The 20,330-nt window shown below is 33.8% G+C and carries 15 protein-coding genes and 1 tRNA gene; 5 read left to right on the plus strand and 11 right to left on the minus strand.

All coding sequences use genetic code 11. The annotated features are described in order from the left end of the window. Positions 1-24: 24 nt before the first annotated feature. From AC3Y25_RS01230 to AC3Y25_RS01240, 3 genes are read right to left on the minus strand one after another with little or no spacing between them, the layout of a single operon-like run. Positions 25-1,509, minus strand: a complete 1,485-nt coding sequence (locus AC3Y25_RS01230; protein ID WP_250834310.1) for a peptide MFS transporter — start codon at positions 1,507-1,509, stop codon at positions 25-27. A gap of 3 nt (positions 1,510-1,512) precedes the next feature. Further along, positions 1,513-3,189 carry a peptide MFS transporter gene (locus tag AC3Y25_RS01235; RefSeq protein ID WP_250834311.1) on the minus strand — a complete coding sequence of 559 codons (1,677 nt, stop codon included), beginning with the start codon at positions 3,187-3,189 and terminating at the stop codon, positions 1,513-1,515. Between the two features lie 34 nt (positions 3,190-3,223). Next, entirely contained in the window at positions 3,224-5,395 is a 2,172-nt protein-coding gene (locus AC3Y25_RS01240) for a S9 family peptidase (protein WP_489901471.1), read from the minus strand. A gap of 180 nt (positions 5,396-5,575) precedes the next feature. Between AC3Y25_RS01240 and AC3Y25_RS01245 the strand changes: the two genes are divergently transcribed. Continuing rightward, positions 5,576-6,889, plus strand: coding sequence for a hydroxymethylglutaryl-CoA reductase, degradative (locus AC3Y25_RS01245; protein WP_489901472.1), 1,314 nt, complete (start codon positions 5,576-5,578; stop codon positions 6,887-6,889). A 117-nt stretch (positions 6,890-7,006) separates the two neighbouring features. Continuing rightward, positions 7,007-7,915, plus strand: coding sequence for a GYDIA family GHMP kinase (locus AC3Y25_RS01250; protein ID WP_489901473.1), 909 nt, complete (start codon positions 7,007-7,009; stop codon positions 7,913-7,915). A gap of 20 nt (positions 7,916-7,935) precedes the next feature. On the opposite strand, the gene AC3Y25_RS01255 is transcribed toward AC3Y25_RS01250, so the two are convergent. The 7 genes from AC3Y25_RS01255 to AC3Y25_RS01285 all read right to left on the minus strand — a co-directional run bounded on the left by AC3Y25_RS01255 (position 7,936) and on the right by AC3Y25_RS01285 (position 15,025). Then, the gene (locus AC3Y25_RS01255; RefSeq protein ID WP_379794754.1) at positions 7,936-8,379 is read right to left on the minus strand and encodes a hypothetical protein; all 444 of its coding nucleotides are present in this window, start codon (positions 8,377-8,379) and stop codon (positions 7,936-7,938) included. 415 nt (positions 8,380-8,794) lie between these two features. After that, positions 8,795-10,894 (minus strand): peptidylprolyl isomerase, encoded by a 2,100-nt coding sequence (locus tag AC3Y25_RS01260; protein WP_489901474.1) that lies wholly within the window; start codon positions 10,892-10,894, stop codon positions 8,795-8,797. Between the two features lie 107 nt (positions 10,895-11,001). Further along, on the minus strand, positions 11,002-12,258 hold the full coding sequence (locus tag AC3Y25_RS01265; protein WP_489901475.1) for a hemolysin family protein: 1,257 nt from the start codon (positions 12,256-12,258) through the stop codon (positions 11,002-11,004). A gap of 2 nt (positions 12,259-12,260) precedes the next feature. Further along, the gene (locus AC3Y25_RS01270) at positions 12,261-12,455 is read right to left on the minus strand and encodes a hypothetical protein (RefSeq protein ID WP_095928142.1); all 195 of its coding nucleotides are present in this window, start codon (positions 12,453-12,455) and stop codon (positions 12,261-12,263) included. A gap of 4 nt (positions 12,456-12,459) precedes the next feature. Further along, the gene (gene lptC / locus AC3Y25_RS01275; protein ID WP_379794760.1) at positions 12,460-13,017 is read right to left on the minus strand and encodes an LPS export ABC transporter periplasmic protein LptC; all 558 of its coding nucleotides are present in this window, start codon (positions 13,015-13,017) and stop codon (positions 12,460-12,462) included. Positions 13,018-13,068: 51 nt separating this feature from the next. Continuing rightward, positions 13,069-14,298: a BamG family beta-barrel-assembly machinery protein gene (bamG, locus tag AC3Y25_RS01280; RefSeq protein ID WP_489901476.1), complete on the minus strand. Its 1,230-nt coding sequence runs from the start codon at positions 14,296-14,298 to the stop codon at positions 13,069-13,071. Beyond that, positions 14,291-15,025 (minus strand): type III pantothenate kinase, encoded by a 735-nt coding sequence (locus AC3Y25_RS01285; RefSeq protein ID WP_489901477.1) that lies wholly within the window; start codon positions 15,023-15,025, stop codon positions 14,291-14,293. Before AC3Y25_RS01285 ends, bamG begins: the two co-directional genes overlap by 8 nt. Before the next feature lie 99 nt (positions 15,026-15,124). Here AC3Y25_RS01285 and AC3Y25_RS01290 point away from each other — a divergent pair. From AC3Y25_RS01290 to AC3Y25_RS01300, 3 genes are all read left to right on the plus strand, one after another. After that, a tRNA-Phe gene (locus AC3Y25_RS01290) sits at positions 15,125-15,197 on the plus strand. A 366-nt stretch (positions 15,198-15,563) separates the two neighbouring features. Beyond that, positions 15,564-17,057, plus strand: coding sequence for an MFS transporter (locus tag AC3Y25_RS01295; protein ID WP_489901478.1), 1,494 nt, complete (start codon positions 15,564-15,566; stop codon positions 17,055-17,057). Between the two features lie 13 nt (positions 17,058-17,070). Next, positions 17,071-17,310, plus strand: a complete 240-nt coding sequence (locus AC3Y25_RS01300) for a DUF6814 family protein (RefSeq protein WP_489901479.1) — start codon at positions 17,071-17,073, stop codon at positions 17,308-17,310. A gap of 149 nt (positions 17,311-17,459) precedes the next feature. On the opposite strand, the gene AC3Y25_RS01305 is transcribed toward AC3Y25_RS01300, so the two are convergent. Next, positions 17,460-20,330, minus strand: a complete 2,871-nt coding sequence (locus tag AC3Y25_RS01305; protein ID WP_489901480.1) for an alpha-amylase family glycosyl hydrolase — start codon at positions 20,328-20,330, stop codon at positions 17,460-17,462.

Here is a 20,330-nt window from a genome sequence, read left to right on the forward strand (position 1 = left end):
ATGCAAAAAGTTATTACAATATAATTATTTAACTTCCTGCATTAACCTTCTGATTAGCGGGGTAGCCACAATTAAAACAACTCCCGCAATTAAAGAATATAATGCTAATTGATAATATCCGTCTGTATAAGCAATAAGTTTAGACATTAATGTCGTTCCTGTGTTGGCATCAGATATTTCAGCTCCCAATTTACCGGCAGCAAACTGCCCGAATGCACTAGACAAGAACCATAATCCCATCATCATTCCAAACAATCGTTTAGGAGATAATTTGGTAATTACCGACATTCCGATTGGACCAATACACAACTCTCCAAGCGTATAAACAAGATATCCTAAAGCAAAAACATCAAGAGAACTTAATCCATCTGCATCTACAAAAAATCTAGCAGAGTAAAAGATAAAGAAACCTGCCGCAAGCAAAATAAATGACAACCCAAACTTAATAACAGTATTCGGTTCAATTTTTCGTTTAGCCATTAATATCCATAACAAGCCTACCAATGGACTAAAAATAACAACATACAAGGAGTTGATACTATTATTTACCACATTTGGATCAATATGAAAAAACAACAACTTGTTCGATAAATTGTCTTTTGCAAACAAAGACAATGAACCTCCAGATTGCTCCGAGATAGCCATAAACATAAAGTATCCAAAAATGAATACAAATGCAGCTAGAAGTTTTCTCTGCTGTTTTCCATCTTTTAACATTATCAATTCATATGCAAAATATCCTAATGCCACTACTCCCATAGTATACATAAAGTACTCTGTAAAATCAGAATTGATAACCATTATATAAACTAATGGAATTACAACAAAAGAACCTACATAAACTGCAGTTTCATAAAGATTACGTTTTTTAGGCGCATGATTTTCTAACGGAGAATTTCCAATTGGCGCTAGATGCTTTTTCGTTAAGAGAAAAGTAATAACTCCAATTATCATAACAATTGCCGCAGAAAGAAAACAAAGACTCCAAGAATAGTTCTTTCCTAAATAAATAGGAATTGCGCCACCAAGCATACCTCCAATATTAATTCCCGCATAAAACAATCCGTAACCAGCATCTCGACGGCCGTCACTTTCGTGATACAACTCCCCTACCATTGAAGATACGTTTGGTTTAAAAAAACCAGTTCCGATAATAGAAAGTGTTATTCCGTAATAAAAGAAATCATGCGGAGAAGCTGCAATAAGCAAGTTCCCAAGAATCATGACAATTCCTCCAAAAAGAAGCGATTTCTTAAAACCTAGTATTTTATCGGCAAAGATTCCACCGATAAAAGTAAATGCATATACAAAAGCCTGAATTGCTCCATATTGCAAATTTGCTTTTCCTTCTACTAGACCTAATTGGTCTACCATAAAAAAAGCTAAAACCCCTCTCATTCCGTAGAAACAAAAACGCTCCCACATTTCAACCAAAAACAAGTACCACAATTGTTTTGGGTACTTGCCTTTAAAATTTTGAATTTCTTCTAAAGTAATATTGTTTTCCATTTTTTATCTAACACCGTGCATTAATTTTTTCAATAGTGGTGTTAAAGCAAATAATAAAATTGCAGCAATACCAGTTAGGACAACAAATACCATAAAGAATTCATATAAGTTATGGATTTCAAATCCTGCAAAAATTGGGTTTTGCGCACTAATTTGATGATGATCCAACAAAGCCAATTGGTCTGCTGAAAGTGTTATTTTTTTATCTAAAACTGCCTGAAGATCGATTCCTAATTCTTTTGCTTTTGCAAATTTATCACCAGTTGCTGGCAAGATAGAACCTAAAGTTCCTCCTAAAGCGTAACCTGATGCATTAGACAAAAAGAATACTCCGTATAATAATGAGGCAAAACGTTTTGGAGATAATTTACCAACCAATGACAAACCAATTGGAGACAAACATAACTCTGCACATGTATTTAAGAAATATAATAAGATCAACCATTTAACTAGCAATAAACCAGAAGTCCCGATATAAGATACCTGAGTAGCAATCATAAAGAAACTGATCGAAATGATTACTAAACCCGCAGCCAGTTTTACTGGAGAAATCGGCTCTTTCCCTTTAGCTCTCAAAGTATCCCAAAGAATACTGAAAGGAACCGCTAAAAACACTACAAACATTCCGTTAAAAATTTGAACCATCGATGGTGGCATTGCCCAACCAAAGAAATGTCTGTCTGTTTGGTTATCTGCAATAAAAGTTAAAGATGAACCTGCCTGCTCAAATGCCGCCCAGAAGAAAATAATAAAGAACGATACGATATAGATTACAATAATTCTATCTCTTTCAATTTTAGTTAAAGAAGTATCAGATATAATTAATCCTGCCAAAGCCAAACCACTTGAATAAATCAAAGTATAAATTAAGTTCTGACCTACAACATAATGGAAAAAGAATCCTAAAGCAATAAATGCTACCCCTGCCATAGCAAGAGCTTTATTTGAAAAGTTTGCCTTTTGCGCTTCTCCCTCTTCAAAGTCTGAAGCATCATTTTTAGAAGGAAGTCCTCCTAATGGTTTTCCTTCTGGAGAAACTACATATTTATTTTTTAAGAAATAGAACAAAATTGTTCCTAATAACATAGCCACAGAAGCCGCCATGAATCCCCATCTAAAAGCGTGGATATCTCTAATTCCACCAGCATCTTTAACATCTCCTAACAAAGGACAGATAGACTGGCCTAAGAATGCTCCGATGTTAATTCCCATATAGAAAATAGTAAAAGCACTATCTAATTTTGTTTTTTCTTGTTTTGGATACAAACTTCCAACCATACTAGAAATGTTTGGCTTAAAGAATCCGTTACCAAAAACAATTACACCCAATGCAGAGTACATAACGATTTTTGCCAAGTCTAAATTAGACTCAAAAATACTTCCGCTGGTAAACAAAAGCATTTGTCCTATTGCCATTAATAACCCTCCTAATAAGATACAATTTCTGTTTCCTAAATAGCGGTCAGCAACAAAACCTCCTAACATTGGAGTCAAATAACAAAGCCCAAGGAAACCTCCGTAAATTAAAGAAGCTTCTTCTTCCTTCATTAATAATGAATTCACAAGGAATAAAGTTAATAAAGCTCGCATTCCATAAAAATTGAATCGCTCCCACATCTCCGTTCCAAACAATACCCAAAGCCCTTTTGGATGCGCGGTTTTTACTTGTGTTTCTCCCATATTATTCACTATTTAATTAGGTTATGATTTTAAATTATAGATTTTCTTTGATGAAATTGGTCATTTTTGTGTAAAGCTGAACTCTAGTGTTTCCGCCATAAATACCGTGGTCTTTATCTGGATAAATTTGAGAATCAAACTGTTTATTAGCTTGAATTAAAGCTTCCATCATCTGCATCGAGTTTTGAACATGAACATTGTCATCTCCAGAACCGTGAATCAATAAGAACTTTCCTTTCAATTTACTAACATGATTAATTGGAGAGTTTTGATCATATCCACTTGCATTTTCTTGTGGAGTCTGCATGTATCTTTCTGTGTAAACGCTGTCATAAAATCTCCAGTTGGTAACTGGTGCAACAGCAATTGCCATTTTAAACACATCGTTTCCTTGGAAAATACAGTTAGAAGCCATGAAACCACCATAGCTCCATCCGAAGATTCCAATTCTTGAAGCATCAACATAAGAATAACCACCAATTACTTTTGCAGCATCTATTTGGTCTTCAACCTCATATTTTCCTAATTCTTTTTGAGTCACTTTTTTGAAATCAGCCCCTTTGTAACCTGTACCTCTTCCGTCAACACAAGCTACGATATAACCTTGCTGCGTTAATGAAAGGAACCAGTAATCATTAGAATTATTCCACTGATTTGCTACCTGCTGAGATCCTGGACCAGAATATTGGAACATGAAAACAGGATATTTTTTTGAAGGATCAAAATCTTTTGGTTTTAAAATCCAAGCATTCAATTCATTTCCTTTTGCTGTTTTTAAAACAATAAATTCTTTTGAAGGAAGATCATACGCTTTCAATTTATCAGCAAGAGCCTGATTATTTTCGATAACCTGAATTTCTTTTCCAGCTTTTGCATCATTTAAAGTATAAACCGTTGGCTGTGTAGCGCTAGAATACGTATTGATAAAGTATTGGAAATTTGGACTGAATGTCGCTTTATTTGTTCCAGTTTTTGAAGATAAACGAACTTTATTTTTTCCGTCTAAACCAATTCTGTAAAGATCTCTATTAATAGAACCATTTTCTGTAGATTGGTAGAAAATAGTTTTTGTTTTTTCGTCGAAACCGTAGTATGAAACTACTTCCCAGTTTCCTTTTGTAACTTGATTTTTAAGTTTTCCGTTTTTATCATATACATAAATATGATTGAAACCGTCTTTTTCGCTTGTCCAGATAAAGCTGTTATCTTTTAAGAACGTCAAATTATCATTGATATCTACATATGCTTTATCTTTTTCATTCAAAACTACTTTTGAAGCAGCTGTGTTTCCATCAACAAACAATAAGTCTAAATTATCTTGATGACGGTTTAAAACCTGTGCACAAAGTACATTTGCATCATTTGTCCATTGCATTCTTGCAATATAGAAATCATTATATTTTCCTAAATCTACTTTTTTAGTTGCCGCAGCAGCTACATCATAGATATGTAACGAAACTTCTGAATTTTTTTCTCCAGCTTTAGGATATTTAAAAGTCTCAATTTTTGGATATAAATCTTTATGAAAGATTGACATTGAAAACTCAGGAACTTGACTTTCGTCAAAACGAATATAAGCTACTTTTTTACTGTCTTTACTCCAGTCAAAAGCGCGAACAAATGCAAATTCTTCTTCATAAACCCAGTCCGTAATACCATTTATAACAGCATTTTTCTTTCCGTCTGTTGTAATAGCCGTAGATTTTTTTGAGGCTACGTCGTATACATATAAGTTATTTTCTTTTGCGTAAGCGATTTTTGTTCCGTCAGGTGAGAATGTTGGCTCTTGAATTTGAAAATCAACAAGTTTGATCAGAGATTTTGCTGCGATATCATAAAGGTAGTAATCGGCAGTAAAAGAGTGACGGAAGATTTTAGAAGAATGACAAGCAATTAAGATCTTTTTTTCAGAAGCATCAAAAGTATAGCTGTCAATTCCGTCGGCAAGTTCTTTATGGTTCTTAGTATCAATAAGATTGGATACTTTTTTCAGGGTAGCAAAATCGTATAAATCAATCTGCATACTTCTGCTTGCCTGATCTACATTTAAAACAGTATATTGATTTGTATTTTTCAGCGATTGTAGTTCATCCATTCCTTTAGCCCGGAAAGTACCGCTAAAAACATTTTCGACAGTTATTTTCTGCTGTCCAAAAACAACCGCAGTTAAGAATAAAAGTACTGCAGTAAATTTGCTTGTATTCATTAGAATTATTTTAAATATAAAAAGAGCCCAATTTTAGTAAAAAAAATAAACATAATACACATTTTAAGTGTTAAATGTTAAAAAAAATAACGATTGCGTACTTTCATGTCTGAAATAGATTGCAATCAAAACTCTTAAAATAGTATCTTTGCGCACACAATATTATTTAATACATTGAGAATGAACAACGCTGTTGCCGGATTTTCTAAATTATCCAAAAAAGAAAAAATTAACTGGATTGCAAATGAATATTTTTCAAATCCTGAAGAGGCACAAAATATTATAAGAAATTACTGGAATTCAGACGAAAAGCTTCAGCAGCTTCATGACGAATTTATAGAAAACACCATTACAAACCTTTATATTCCACTTGGAGTTGCCCCTAACTTTTTGATTAACGGAAAATACAAAACAATTCCGATGGCAATCGAAGAGAGTTCTGTAGTCGCAGCAGCTTCAAAAGCAGCAAAATATTGGTCTACAAGAGGCGGATTTAAAGCTACTATTATCAATACTGAAAAAATTGGTCAGGTGCATTTTACTTATAATGGAGATGCAGAAAAATTAACTGAATTTTTCGATCAATTAAAACCAAAATTCTTTTCAGAAACGCAAAGCATTACCAAAAACATGCAGCAGCGTGGGGGAGGAATTTTAGATATTAAACTAAAAGACAAAAGAAGTTTACTTGAAAACTACTATCAGCTTCATGCTACTTTTGAAACCAAAGACAGCATGGGAGCCAATTTCATCAATTCTTGCTTAGAGCAATTTGCTTCAACTTTAAAAGAAGAAGCTCAAAATTCTGATTTATGTGAAAATGGTGAAAGTTTAGAGGTCATAATGAGTATTCTTTCTAACTACGTGCCACACTGCCTGGTTAGAGCCGAAGTTTCTTGCCCAATTGAAGAATTAGCAGAAAAGCACATCACCAATCCTCAAGAGTTTGCAGAACGTTTTGTGCAAGCTGTTCAAATTGCAGAAGTAGAACCTTTTAGAGCGGTTACCCATAATAAAGGCATCATGAATGGTGTCGATGCCGTAATTCTGGCAACAGGAAACGATTTTAGAGCCGTAGAAGCTGGTGTTCACGCTTATGCAGCACGAAATGGTCAATACGCGAGTTTATCTCACGCCAAAATCGAAGACGGAATCTTTACTTTTTGGCTTGAAATTCCGCTTGCAGTTGGCACAGTTGGTGGCTTAACTTCTTTACATCCATTAGTAAAATTGTGCTTAGAAATTTTAGAAAAACCTTCTGCTCCAGAATTAATGCAGATTGTAGCTGTTGCAGGTTTAGCACAAAATTTTGCTGCCTTACGCTCGTTAACCACAACTGGAATTCAGGAAGGCCACATGAAAATGCATCTTAACAACATCATCAATCAATTTGAAGCTACCGATGAAGAGCGACATTTAATTAAAACACACTTCAAAAAAACAGCAGTTTCTCATAGCGCTGTGGTAGAATTTATTGAAAACTTAAGAAAATAACAAAGTCAAAAAAAATCCAATATTTTAAGTTCCAAATTCCAAATTTCCTACTTGGAATTTGGAATTTCACATTTGGAATTTGAAATTTAGATTTAGAATTTATATAATAAAACAAGTATGTCAACAACCTTTTATAGTAACGGAAAACTTTTTATAGCTGGAGAATATCTGGTTTTAGATGGAGCAGATGCTTTTGCGTTGCCTACAAAATTTGGTCAGGATTTAGTGATTGAAGATTCAGAAGACAAACAAATCGAATGGAAAAGTTATGATTACGACAAACACTTATGGTTTGAAGAGACTATTTCATTTGACGAAGTTATAAAAGGTTTAGACTCTCAAATTGACACGGTAAAATCGACTTTAGTCAACATCCTGCATGAAGCTTATATCTTAAATCCAAAGTTTATTGATAACGCTACAGGCTATAAAGTAAGCACGCATTTGAGTTTTCCAAAAAACTGGGGATTAGGAACTTCCTCGACTCTTATAAATAATATTGCGCAGTGGACTGAAATTAATGCTTTTACGCTATTAAACAATAGTTTTGGCGGAAGCGGTTACGATATTGCGTGCGCACAAAACAACACCCCTGTTGTATACAGAATAAAAGATAATTTTGTAAAACAAGTTGAATTTAACCCAGACTTTAAGGAGCATATCTATTTTGTTTACTTGAATAAAAAACAAAACAGCAAATCTGCTATTTTCTCATACAACAACCACAAAAACAATCATTTGGCAGACCGCGTTGCAGAAAACAATAAAATTACAAACACGATTCTTCATGCTCAAACATTAAAAGATTTTGCTTCTGCAGTTCATAAACACGAAATCCATTTGAGCAAAATCTTAGAAATGCAAACTATAAAAGAAGCTGTTTTTCCTGATTTTAATGGTGTCATTAAAAGTCTAGGAGCTTGGGGCGGCGATTTTGTTATGGTAGTTTCTAAAGAAAATCCGAAAGACTACTTCTTTAATAAAGGATATGAGACGATTTTGACTTATGAAGAAATGATTTTATAAATCAATTTTGAAAAAAGACATTAGTTAGCCTTTTTAGTGCTTTTAACGTGCTTGGTCTCCAAACGACGAACAGCTTTACTTTCTTGCTCGTTAGACTCTATAAGCCTATTGTGCAAGCGTTCAGCCATTTTTTCGATACTGTTTGTAATAGAATCGTAAACTACTTCCATTCGGCGGTGTTTCTCCTCTTTTACTGCTCTTAGAACATCTTCTACAAAAACTTTATCATATTTTTCGGCAACAGAATCATGTGTATTGGTCAATCTGATCACATAATCGTTACTCAAAATAGTAACTTTAAAATGCTGTTCTTCATTACTCAAATAATACTTCCCACCCAATTCATCAACATTGATGTCGGTGCTGGCAACTTTTAAAAGCTCGATAATAATCCCATAAATATGACTCTCTATTTTGGTGTATACTCTCGGCTTCTTTCTAAAAAAATTAAAAGTAAAAAACATTAAATGATTAATTATTTAAGGATATTGCTTTTGGTTTTGGATTCTTTCTCATTTTATTTCCAGCAAAAGCCAAAAATATGTTAAAATGAAAAATCGAGCAAATAAACTGTAATATTTTGAAAATCACAAGTTTTTCAAATTAAATTTCGATAATCCCTATATACTTTAGGAAAATTAATACAAAGAAAAATATTTGCTTCAATAAGGACAGAAAACCTTTACCAATTCCTTGTGCGTGTTTTATCTAATCTTGAAATAAAACTTACTTTTTAAAAATTAAAAACTCTTTATTAGATCTATAAAAATTAAAAAACACTAATTACGAAACCAAATCTTAGCAAAGTCACTAAAAAAAAGAAAGCCCAAAACATTTAGTTTTGGGCTCTTATATATTAACCTTTTTAACGTAATAAAACTAGTAGTTAAATTGTAATCTGTTATCTTCAATTTTAGCATTGTTTTTCAACGCTGGCAATACTCTACTTGCATCATTAGCACTTTGAGCTTTTACTTTCTCTACATAAGCAGCATGATTAGCAATTGCAGGAGCTTTTACAGTTTTAATGTTTTTAACAACATAAACACCTGTATTTCCTTCAATTGGAGCAGAGATTTTGTTTGCTGCTAAAGCAAATGCATTACCTACTACTCTTGGCTCTTGTCCAACTCCGCCTGGCAATACAGGATTATCTAGAGTTACATCTGTAGCTTGTTGAACTGCAACACCTGCAGCTTTAGCAATAGCTTCAATGCTAGAACCTTGCATTTTAGCTTTTAACAATTCTGCTTTTTTCTTGTTTTTCAAGATTGGCTCAACATAAGGTCTTGCCATATCAACAGAAACTAAACCAGATTTATTTTCCCCTTTATATTGTGCGATAACGTGTCCGATGTTTGCAATTTCAAAACGTTTTACATCTCCTTTGTCAGTTTCTTTATCAAAAGCCCATCTTACAATGTTACGTTGGTTTCCTAATGGTCCAAACGCTTCATCCATAGCTTTTGCATTAACTGGCTGAGCCACTTTTAAACCTAATTCTTTTGCTGCAGCGTTGAAATCTTTATCAGCAGCATCCATTTCGAATTTAGTCGCTAATGTAAATACTTTATCAGATGTAGCTTCAGAAGGCTCGATTTTTTGAGCGATTGTAGCTAAACGAATTCCGTCTTGTTTGTCTGTAATTTTGATAATGTGAAATCCGAAAGGAGTTTCTACTAAACCAACTTTACCAATTCCGTTGCTGAATACAAAATCATTGAAAGGTTTTACCATTTGGTTTGGTCCAAAATATCCTAAATCACCACCTTGCTGTGCAGATGAATCATCAGAACTTGTAAAAGCCAACATCATAAAACTATCTGGATTAGATTGAACTTGAGCTAAAATTTCTTCTGCTTTAGCTTTAGCTTCTTCTTTAGTTCTTTTCTCTTTTGGATTTGGAGTTTGAGATCCTTCATAACCAATTAAGATATGACTTGCTTTTGCATTAACACCAGCTTTAAACCCTAAAGATTTAGAGATCGCATAATATCTTCCGTAAACGTATGGTCCGTAGATTGCTCCAGCTGGCAAGCTAAATAATTTATCAGCATCAACTGCTGGTAATGCATTTTTAGGAACATAAGTAGAATCGTAAGGCACATCAGAATTTGCATTTACAAATTCAGCAATGTTTGTTGCACTTTTAAATCCTGGCAATGTATCGTTTTTACCTGTTTTTGCATTGTAAACAACACTTCCTGATAATAAAGCAGTTAATTTAGCTTTAATTTCAGCCTCATCTTCTTTAGAAGCTTTATCTTCAACTAAAACGTACTGAATTTCGCGAGTTGCATCAGCTTTGAATTTTTTCTCGTTTTTCTTCATGTAAGCTACAATCTCATCATCAGAGATTTTTACTTCACTATCTTTAATAGAAGAATAAGGAGCTGCTGCATAAGCAAAACTCACTTTATTCGCTTCCATTTCATACTTTAATTTTCCTTCACTAGCAGTTGTGTAAAGTCCTGATTTAATTAAAGTATTATAGATTTGAAACTTAGCATTCAATTCAGCATCTTTCTCTTTCTCAGCGATGTATTGTGCAGCTTCTGGATTTGTTTTAAAATAATCTTTAAACTTAACAACATCAAAAATTCCTGCTGCGTTTAAGAACATTGGGTTTTTACCAATATTTGGATCTGATTTCAAAACCTCTAAAATGTGTTTTTCACCAACTCTCAATCCTAATTTATCAAATTGAGATGACAATAAAGCGATTGAAACTTCTTGATCCCAAACTCTGTTTGCAGCTTCAGTGGAAGTTATACCTTGCCCACTTTTTTCAACATTACTAACTTTAACTCTAAAGTCTTCAAATGAAATATCTTTTCCATCGATGCTTCCTACATCTTTTGAACTTTGACCAAATGTTCCTCTTGTAAATAGATCTTGTATTATAAATGCAAATAATGCAAGTGCAATAACTCCTATCAATAAAGCGGAACGCTGTCTAATTTTTGCTAAAACTGCCATTTTATTATCGTTAATTTTATATTCAGTTTGCGAAAATACAATTATCTAGTTAATAACAATACAACTAGCGTTTTATTTTCAACATTTTTTTTCATTAATTTAAAAAATCAGTCTTTAATTGTCATTTTGACTAGTTCTATTTTCTTATTTGATGCCTCTTCAATATAAAAATGAAACTTATCTATTACAATTTTATCTCCTTTTTGTGGGATTTCTTTTGTATGATTGACAATAAAACCTCCTAATGTGCCATAAGAATCTTCTTCTGGAATCATTAATTTATAGGTCTCATTCAAATACTCAACATCTAATCGTGTTGAAAACAAATACTTGCCTTCTCCAATTTGCTCTTCGATCAATTCTTCATCTAAATCGTGCTCGTCTTCAATTTCTCCAAAAAGCTCTTCTACAATATCTTCAATTGTAATAATTCCTGAAGTCCCGCCATATTCATCTAAAACTACTGCAACATTTTTCCGTTTTTTTATCAATAAATTCAGAACATCTTTAATCAAAATGGTTTCTGGAACAAATTCTACGGTCATTAAAACCGATTTTATTGTAGCTGGTTTTTTAAACAAATCGAAGGAATGAACGTAACCTACAATATCATCTAATGAATTCTGGCTTATGATAATCTTGGAATAACCTGTTTCTATGAATAAGGCTCTAAGATCATCTACAGTATCAAATAAATCTATGTCGACAATCTCTGTTCGAGGTGTCATAATATCGCGTGCCTTAACAGCTGAAAATTCCAAAGCATTTTGAAAAATCTGAATTTCAGAATCTACCTCTTCATCTTCTTCAACCGTACTCATTTGCTCTGTTATGTAATTCCCTAGCTCAATTCGACTAAACAAATGGATTTGGCTTCCTTCTGTTTTAAAAAATTTACTCAACACAAAATCTGCAATCCAAATAAAGAAAGTCGAGATATAATAAAACAATCGGTAAAATAAATAAGCCGGAAATGCCAAAATCTTAATTAAAGAATTGGCATATATTTGGAAAAATACCTTCGGAAAAAATTCTGAAGTCAGTAGCACTACAAATGTAGCCAGAAGTGTCTGGATAAGGATATTCCACCAATCAGAAAAAACTAAACCAAAATAAGCCATCCAATCTAAAATCAGATCGCCCATAAAAAAACCGTAAATCACCAAAGCTACATTGTTGCCGATAAGCATGGCAGCAATAAACTTAGAAGGGTTTTCGGTTAATTTTGTTAAGATTCGAGACAAGAAATCGTCTTGTTTCTTTTCTATTTCGAGATAAATTTTATTGGCGGATGTAAAAGCAATTTCCATCCCAGAAAAAAAGGCAGCTAGTATTAAACAGAGTATTATAATACTAATTTCCATTTTTATTGTTTTTTGTTTCGGTCATTATGCCTATTAAGAAATCTTCTCCTAAAGAAAAACATAAAAACAGCCATCCCTGCAATTACAAAATAGAAAGGATAACTCTCATCGCCTTCATTTAGTTTTACAATACCATCATAAGTAAAGAAAACCGCAAAAAGGATGTAAACGTATTGTGTATATTTTAAATAACCCATAATATTATAATTCTTCGTCTGATTCAATTTCACCGCTTATTCGCTGCGAATTAATCACTTTAAAATCTTTACTAAAATCTATTCCCTGACCATAGGAAACCCCTTTTTTATCGGTCAATTTGAACTTTCGTTCTGTATAAAACCACTCATTTTTCTGATCGAAATACAATTGTTCTGTTTCTAAAACCTGTCCTTCTTCAGAAGTAATCTTTACTTTACCGATCAAATCAATAATTCCGGTGTTTTTATAGGAAACAGCATAATTACCTCTGATAAAGGTACGCTTTTGCTTTTTATCATATAAAGTAACATCGATTCCTTTAGGGAATTCTGTAAAAGGAAAATCAAGATTGGAATAATCTAGCATTTTCGGACTGATCAAAACCCCTGTAATGCGTCCAGAATCTGTGTATTTAATATTTACAGTATCGGCATCACTTGCAGGAACAAATTCTGAGAAGTTAATTTTCTGAACTTCTTTAAAATTACTTTCGCATCCAAAAAATAGTGTCACAGCAATAACTGTGACAACTAATAGACTATATCTTTTTGGTAAATTCATTTGCCAAATGTAGTAAATTGTAATGAGCTTCTAAAAGATAAAATATTCTGTTTATTGGAATTTGCTCTTCACAAACCATTTGTCGTTGAAAGAGAAACTCACACTAAAATTAACATAATTCTCTTGCACTAAATCTGATGCCGTTGTACCACGTTTACCAAATTCAATTCCGAAATTTAGATTTGAGAAAGATCCTGTAATTGGAATTCCAGCTCCTAAACTCATTCCAACATCTTTAATAGATTCATTATTTACAATAAGACCGATTTTTTCATATTTCAAACCAGCTCTATACGTAATTCTGCTCAAATAACTAGTAAAAGAAGTATAATTTGGAAGGTAATATCCACCAAGAGCGTATTTAGAATAGCTCTCATATCTTACATTACTTGCCTCATTGTAATAATTTGCTAGCTGTCCGTCTCCTTGAAAAGTCATGTTTGCTCCTACAAGCCATTTTCTAGATTCGCCAATACCAAAACCAATACTCAATTTGTTCGGAAGTTTTAATTTTGTTGTTTCTGTTGGAGAGATATAAGGGTCAGAATCTCCTTGAACCGAAATAGCTCTCCTATTGTCTGAATTCAGATTGCTAGCGAAAGTATAGCTTAAACTAGAAAAAATGCTCGTTTTTTTATCGATTTTTTTCTGATACATTGTACCGAAACTAAATGCCATGCCCGAAAGTTCAGACGTATTCACTTCTGCCGTTCCGCTTTCAACTCCAGTAATACCTTCTATAGTTGTAGTAGTAATTTTTCCAAAATTATATTGTGCATCTGCTCCAATATTCCAGTTTTTCATGATTTTATATGATAAACCAAAATATACTTTATTTACACCACCTTTTCCGTCAAGCTGAGAATTTAATGCGCCTTCTGTAGCCGAATTGTCATTACGTATTTTGTATCCTACTGAACTTACCGGAATCAAACCAAATGAAGCACCAAATTTTCCCATTGGAATACCTAATGCTAAATAATCAAAAGTAGTTCTTTGTGCTTTTTCTGATTGAGAAGTCGTCTTTAAATTAGAAGTAGCAAATGTTCCTCCAACTGTAAAAGTTGTCTGAATTAAGCTGGCATAACTTGCCGGGTTTTCTATATTTAAGTGAATCGTATCTTGCTCTACTGCAACTCCTGCCATAGATCTGTTTTCAAGTGTTCCCTTGAATCTCACATCTCCTATTCCGAAAAAAGAATAAGGCGAAGCAGTACCTTGTTGAGCGAATGAAACGAACGATATAAGCAAACAAGCGCTTAGTATTACTTTTTTAATCATTGTCGATTTTATATTGATATGTTTGGCTCAAACTCTCCAGAAGGAAATTTGAATTGGCAAATATGGTATTTTTTAATCGTTTAGCCAAAAAATCTGCATCGCCACCCGTTAAAATTATGATAAAATTTGAAAACTCTTTCCGATATTCATCGATAAAACCGTCAATCTCATAGACGAAACCGTTGACAACACCAGAATGTATAGCCTGTGCCGTTGAGTTTCCTACATAAGAGTCCGGCTCTTCTAAGGTTAGTAACGGCAGTCTGGCCGTAAAATTATGCAGCGATTCATATCGTAAACGAAGCCCTGGAGAAATGGCTCCTCCTAAATAATTATCATTTTCGTCGATGAAATCGTAGGTTATGCAAGTTCCTGCATCGATAACCAAACGGTTTTGTTTTGGAAATTGAAGTGTTGCTCCTGCAGCCAAAATCATTCGATCTATTCCTAAAGTTTTTGGAGTCGCATACTTATTTTGAAAAGGAAAAACATCTTCGTGGGTAAAAAAGTGAACTTTTAGTCTGTTTTCAAAAGTCAAAAAGGACTGTTTTTCGATATTTCCTACCGAAGCAACAACCAAATCGGAGCATTTTGGATATTTTTCTAAAATTTTTTCAATTTTTTTTTCGATTTCATTTTTATCAAAAACAAAATTTTCTAGAGAAGTATTATCCTCAAATACAGACGCTTTAATTCTGGTATTGCCAACATCGATCGTTAAAATCATATTTCCTTTTTTGCTTTTGCGAAGATACGAATAGATTTTTTCTAAAAAATGTTTTGCACAAACCAAAAATGATTATATATTTGCACCCGCAACAAGCACGGTACCTTAGCTCAGATGGTAGAGCAATGGACTGAAAATCCATGTGTCCCTGGTTCGATCCCTGGAGGTACCACGAAACCCGAATAGAAATATTCGGGTTTTTTGTTTTTTATACTTTTCTGTTTTTTTTTAAACCGCAAGGAACGCTAGGGTTTACGCAAAGGTTCGCAAAGTTTAATTTTAAAAACTTTGCGAACCTTTGCGTTTTTTCTTTGCGCTCTTTGCGGTTAAACCCTCTTCAAGTTTTCTTTTGTGACCCAATTCAAAAAAAACTTTGCGAACCTTGCGTTTTTTCTTTGTGCTCTTTGCGGTTAAACCCAAATGTCAACAAATAAATAGTTTTTGTTAAAAAAGTATTAAGTGAATAACGAAATATCTTCTATATTCGTAAAACTGTATTTTTAGAATTCATTCACTAACAAGATCTCAAAGCAGTTTTATGAGCAAAACTTCTACTAAGGGCATTTGGAAAGTAATTTCAGCCTCTTCTATGGGCACCATGATCGAATGGTACGATTTTTACATTTTTGGCAGTCTGGCTGTCGTTATTTCAACTAAATTTTTTCCAAACGACAATCCAACCGCAGCGTTTTTATCTACTTTGGCCACATTTGCCGCAGGATTTGTAGTTCGACCTTTTGGAGCTTTATTCTTTGGGAGACTTGGCGATATTATTGGGCGTAAATATACTTTCATGGCTACCTTATTATTAATGGGTGGTTCTACTTTTCTAATTGGCTGTATTCCGAGTTACGAAACGATTGGTTTTCTCGCTCCTTTATTAGTTCTGATTTTACGACTACTGCAAGGGCTTGCTCTTGGAGGTGAATATGGCGGAGCCGCTACGTATGTAGCCGAACACGCACCTGCTGGAGAAAAGGGATATTGGACTTCTTGGATTCAGACCACTGCTACTGTTGGTTTATTTATTTCGCTAATGGTTATTTTAGCTACTAAAAGTGTGCTTTCTGCTGAAGCCTTTGATTTATGGGGATGGCGCGTTCCGTTTTGGGTTTCGATTGCGATGGTTGGAGTTTCGTATTTAATTCGAAAAAACATGGATGAATCTCCAGTTTTTGCGAAAGCTAAAAAAGAAGGAACTACAAGCACAAATCCTTTAAAGGAGAGTTTTGGAAACCGATATAATTTAAAATTTGTTCTTTTGGCTTTGTTCGGAGCGACAATGGGACAAGGTGTTGTTTGGTATACGGGACAATTTTATGCGATGAGCTTTATGAAAACGGTAATGAATGTTGATTCTTCTCAAGTTGATGAATTGTTAGGAATTGCTCTTTTAATTGGAACTCCATTTTTTATTGTTTTTGGTTGGCTGAGCGACAAAATTGGACGCAAATACATTATGATGTTCGGGATGCTATTGGCAATTTTATCCTACAGACCTATTTATAAAGCCATGTACAACACGACAGACATTAGCCAAAAAACAGAAATTGCAGAAAATCCTAGAGATACGACCGAAAAGAAAGTTGATGGAAGTTCTGTTATAACCATTCAAAAAAAATATACAGATGGTACAACCGTAATAGAGAAAAAAACGTACATGGAGAAAAAAGATGTGCAAACAAGTGTCTCAATTCAAATAACTCCTAATGATAAATGGACTTTAATTTTTCTGGTTTTTATTCAAGTATTATTTGTGACCATGGTTTATGGTCCGATTGCGGCATTTTTAGTGGAGATGTTTCCAACCAAAATTAGATATACTTCTATGTCATTGCCTTATCATGTCGGAAATGGAATTTTTGGAGGATTGCTCCCTGCTATCTCTACTTACTTTGTATCACACGCCAAAACAGCAGGCAAAGCCGATTTTTATCTGGACGGATTATGGTATCCTATAATTATTGCTGGAATCTGCTTTGTTATTGGAATGATTTATATTGACAACAAAAACAAAATTACTCACCTTTAAAATTTACAAAAAAATGAATGCGATTAAACAAGTTTTAGGGGCGTTATGGATTGCTTTGGCCGCAGCTGCTGCCTATTTTTGCGTGTTTGAATTTGGTTTGCCTAAGCTTCTCTCAGACCAACAAGACGATTTAGTATTTGGTGTTATTATACTATTTATACTAACACCGCTTATAGTCATGGGATTAGGAACATTTGGGTATTATTCTTTAATTGGAGAATATAACGACACTAAAAGAAAAACAGATAAATAATTATAAGCTAAACCACAAAAAATAATGTCTCGTGATTTAATTACCTCAAAAGACATTAAACATATCAAAATAAAACATTTGCATAAAAAACTACTAAACAAAAAAAGGCTGTCCATTTCTAGACAGCCCTTTTTCATTACTAACCAAACCTAATTTTTAATAAACTTCACAACGCGAACCTTATTATATTCGTCAAACGTTTTTACTAGATATAATCCAGATGCTAAACTGCTTACAGAGAATTGATAATCTGTATTTCCGTTTGTATTAATTGTTTTTACTAATTGTCCTGTAACAGAATAGATCTCTACTTTTGAAGTTTTGAAACCTAAAGTAAAATAATCGGCAACAGGATTTGGATATAAATTAACTTGGTTTCCTTTTTCGAAATCTTCAATTGCCAAATTTGCTGTTTTATTACCATAAATTCTATACTCTCCAGGTGGTAAATTAATTGGAGCATTTACATCGGTAACATTTATTGTCGTGTTATCCATCAAATTATACCAAGTTCCTGTATATGGAAAACCGGTTGAAATATTTTGTGACGAAGTATCGAAATTAGCCAGAATCAAAACGTCTTTTAACTGTGCTGAAGTAAGATTTGCATTCGTAATTTTTACATTTAAAGTTAATGTATTGGCGTCTGGAATTATGGCTGTACCTAAAAACACGGGCTCCGTCTTTTTAAGTGTAATCATTTTTGCCCAATCATTATAAATTTTATTACGATTAGAATTTCCAAGCCAATTGTTTACCCATTGAGGCTGTGGCTTTGTATCTAATTTACAATCTCCGCCTACAGCATCAAAATCTGAATTTACAGAATCATCATTGCAGGTAAAAATAGACTTCTCCCAGCCTAGTTCACCAAAATGCCAAATCATTTTTGGCCCTGGAATTAATAAAGAAACGGCACCAATTGCCGACATTCTTGACAAAGCTGTGTTTAATGTTTTTACATTATAACTTCCATTTGAAGCTCCGTATTGTACATTTTTATACATTAAACGTTCTTCGTCATGACTTTCTGCATATCCCATTAAACGGTTGGCAGCAAATCCGCGGTTTGCACTATTCATTCTAAAAATATTACTTTCAGAAGCGTATCCCATTGACAATTGATTGTACTCTTTTGTCATTTTCCCCCACATCATCACTCCTTTACTTGGCGTTTCAGAAATTTTATAATCTGCCCATTGTTTTTCTTCGGCGTCACTTCCTAAATGCTCAAAAATGGTATAATGAGTTGGATCTAAACTCCAAGAATAATCGGCATATTTTTTTAAAATATCTACTCTGTCTTGCTGATAACCATCGGTACATGCATTATCTGAAGCCGTACAAGCTTGAGTAAATCCTTTGGTTAAATCCCATCTAAATCCATCAATTTTATACTCTTCAATCCATTGTTTAATTACTCTTTCTACATAATATTGCGTTTTAGCCGACTGATGATTAAAGTCCTCACCTACACTATAAGTATGTTTTGCCACGGTATTAAAATATGGATTTTCTGCTGTTGGCGATCCAAAACCGTCTCCGTCAGGATCATTCATCCACATTCTCACCATGGGATTTCTTCCAAAAGCATGATTTAAGGCAACATCCAAAATTACTGCGATCTCATTTTGATGACACAAATCAATAAACTCTTTTAGTTTATCTGAAGTTCCATAAAACTTATCTAAAGCCATATGAAAAGAAGTATTGTAACCCCAGCTTTCATTGCCTTCAAACTCCATTACGGGCATTAGCTGAATAGCATTTATTTTAAGGTTTTTAAAATAATCTATCTTATCTATTAAACTTTGAAAATTGCGAGAAGCATCAAAATCACGAACCAAAACCTCGTAAACTACCAGTTTTTCTTTTTCTGGTTTTACAAAGTTTGTAACCTGCCAGTTGTATGGAGTCTGTCCTGTTTTAAGAACGGTAACTTCAAATTGTTGGCCTGTTGGGTAAACTGGTAAATTTGGATAGGAAGATGCTGGAATCCAAGGATCATCATAAGGTGATAAAACCAAGGTCGAATAAGGATCTGCTGTTTTTACTAAAGATGGAGAATTTGCCAGCGGTGAAGCATCTACAACCCAATATTGAAAAGTATTATTTACACCTGAAACCAATCCAGTCAATTCTAACCAAAACTTTCCCGAAATAGGATCTTTTTTCATGGCATACGCCGATGTAGGCAGCCAGTTATTGAAACTTCCGGCAACGTAAACAAAATCTTTTGACGGTGCATCAAGAACTAATGTTGCTTTGGAAACATCACTAGAATAGTTAATTCCATCAACCAATCCTGTTGGCATTGCTTCAGAAACTGTATTCGGATTTACAACAACCGAAAACTTCTTTATAATGGTAACTCCTGCTTGAGTGACACTCAATTCATACATCTGATTGCTTGTAACATTTGTATGAGAATAGGAATAGCTTGCTGTACTTGCATTCGCATTTATCACTACTCCATTTGCTTTTAAAGAATAACTTGCCGCTCCATTTGTATTTGTTGCAACGATATTAAAATTTGATCCAGAAGCTATAATTAAAGCACTATTTTCGACTGGCGAAGTGAGATTTACCTGAAAAGCTCCTACTTCAACAACGGCATCTTGAGATTGTTTTGATCCAGATCCATCTTTTGCTTTAACCAAAAAACCTATTCTGCCTATTCCGTTTCTGCCAAAATATACAGAGGGTATAAATGTTTTGGTATACGTGTCGGTTCCTGCATTGTATGTAAATCTGCTGGCTTCGTTTGAAGCGGTCCAAGATCCGTTTGAAGGAGAATCCGCTTGATTTGCATCATTTACATCATAAGACCATGACCAAAGATATAAGGCATTGTCTGTAATTCCCCAAGTGCCTTCATTAACACTTGTTCCTGCAATTGAAATAGTTATAGAAGTAGTATCTTCAAAAGTGGGTGGATTTATTGAAAAACTAACCGTTTGCTGTTGGGCAAAAGCAGTTAGTGCCATCAATAAAAATATTGATAGTAAAGTTTTTTTCAT

Source organism: Flavobacterium sp. LK-23, from assembly GCF_058135255.1.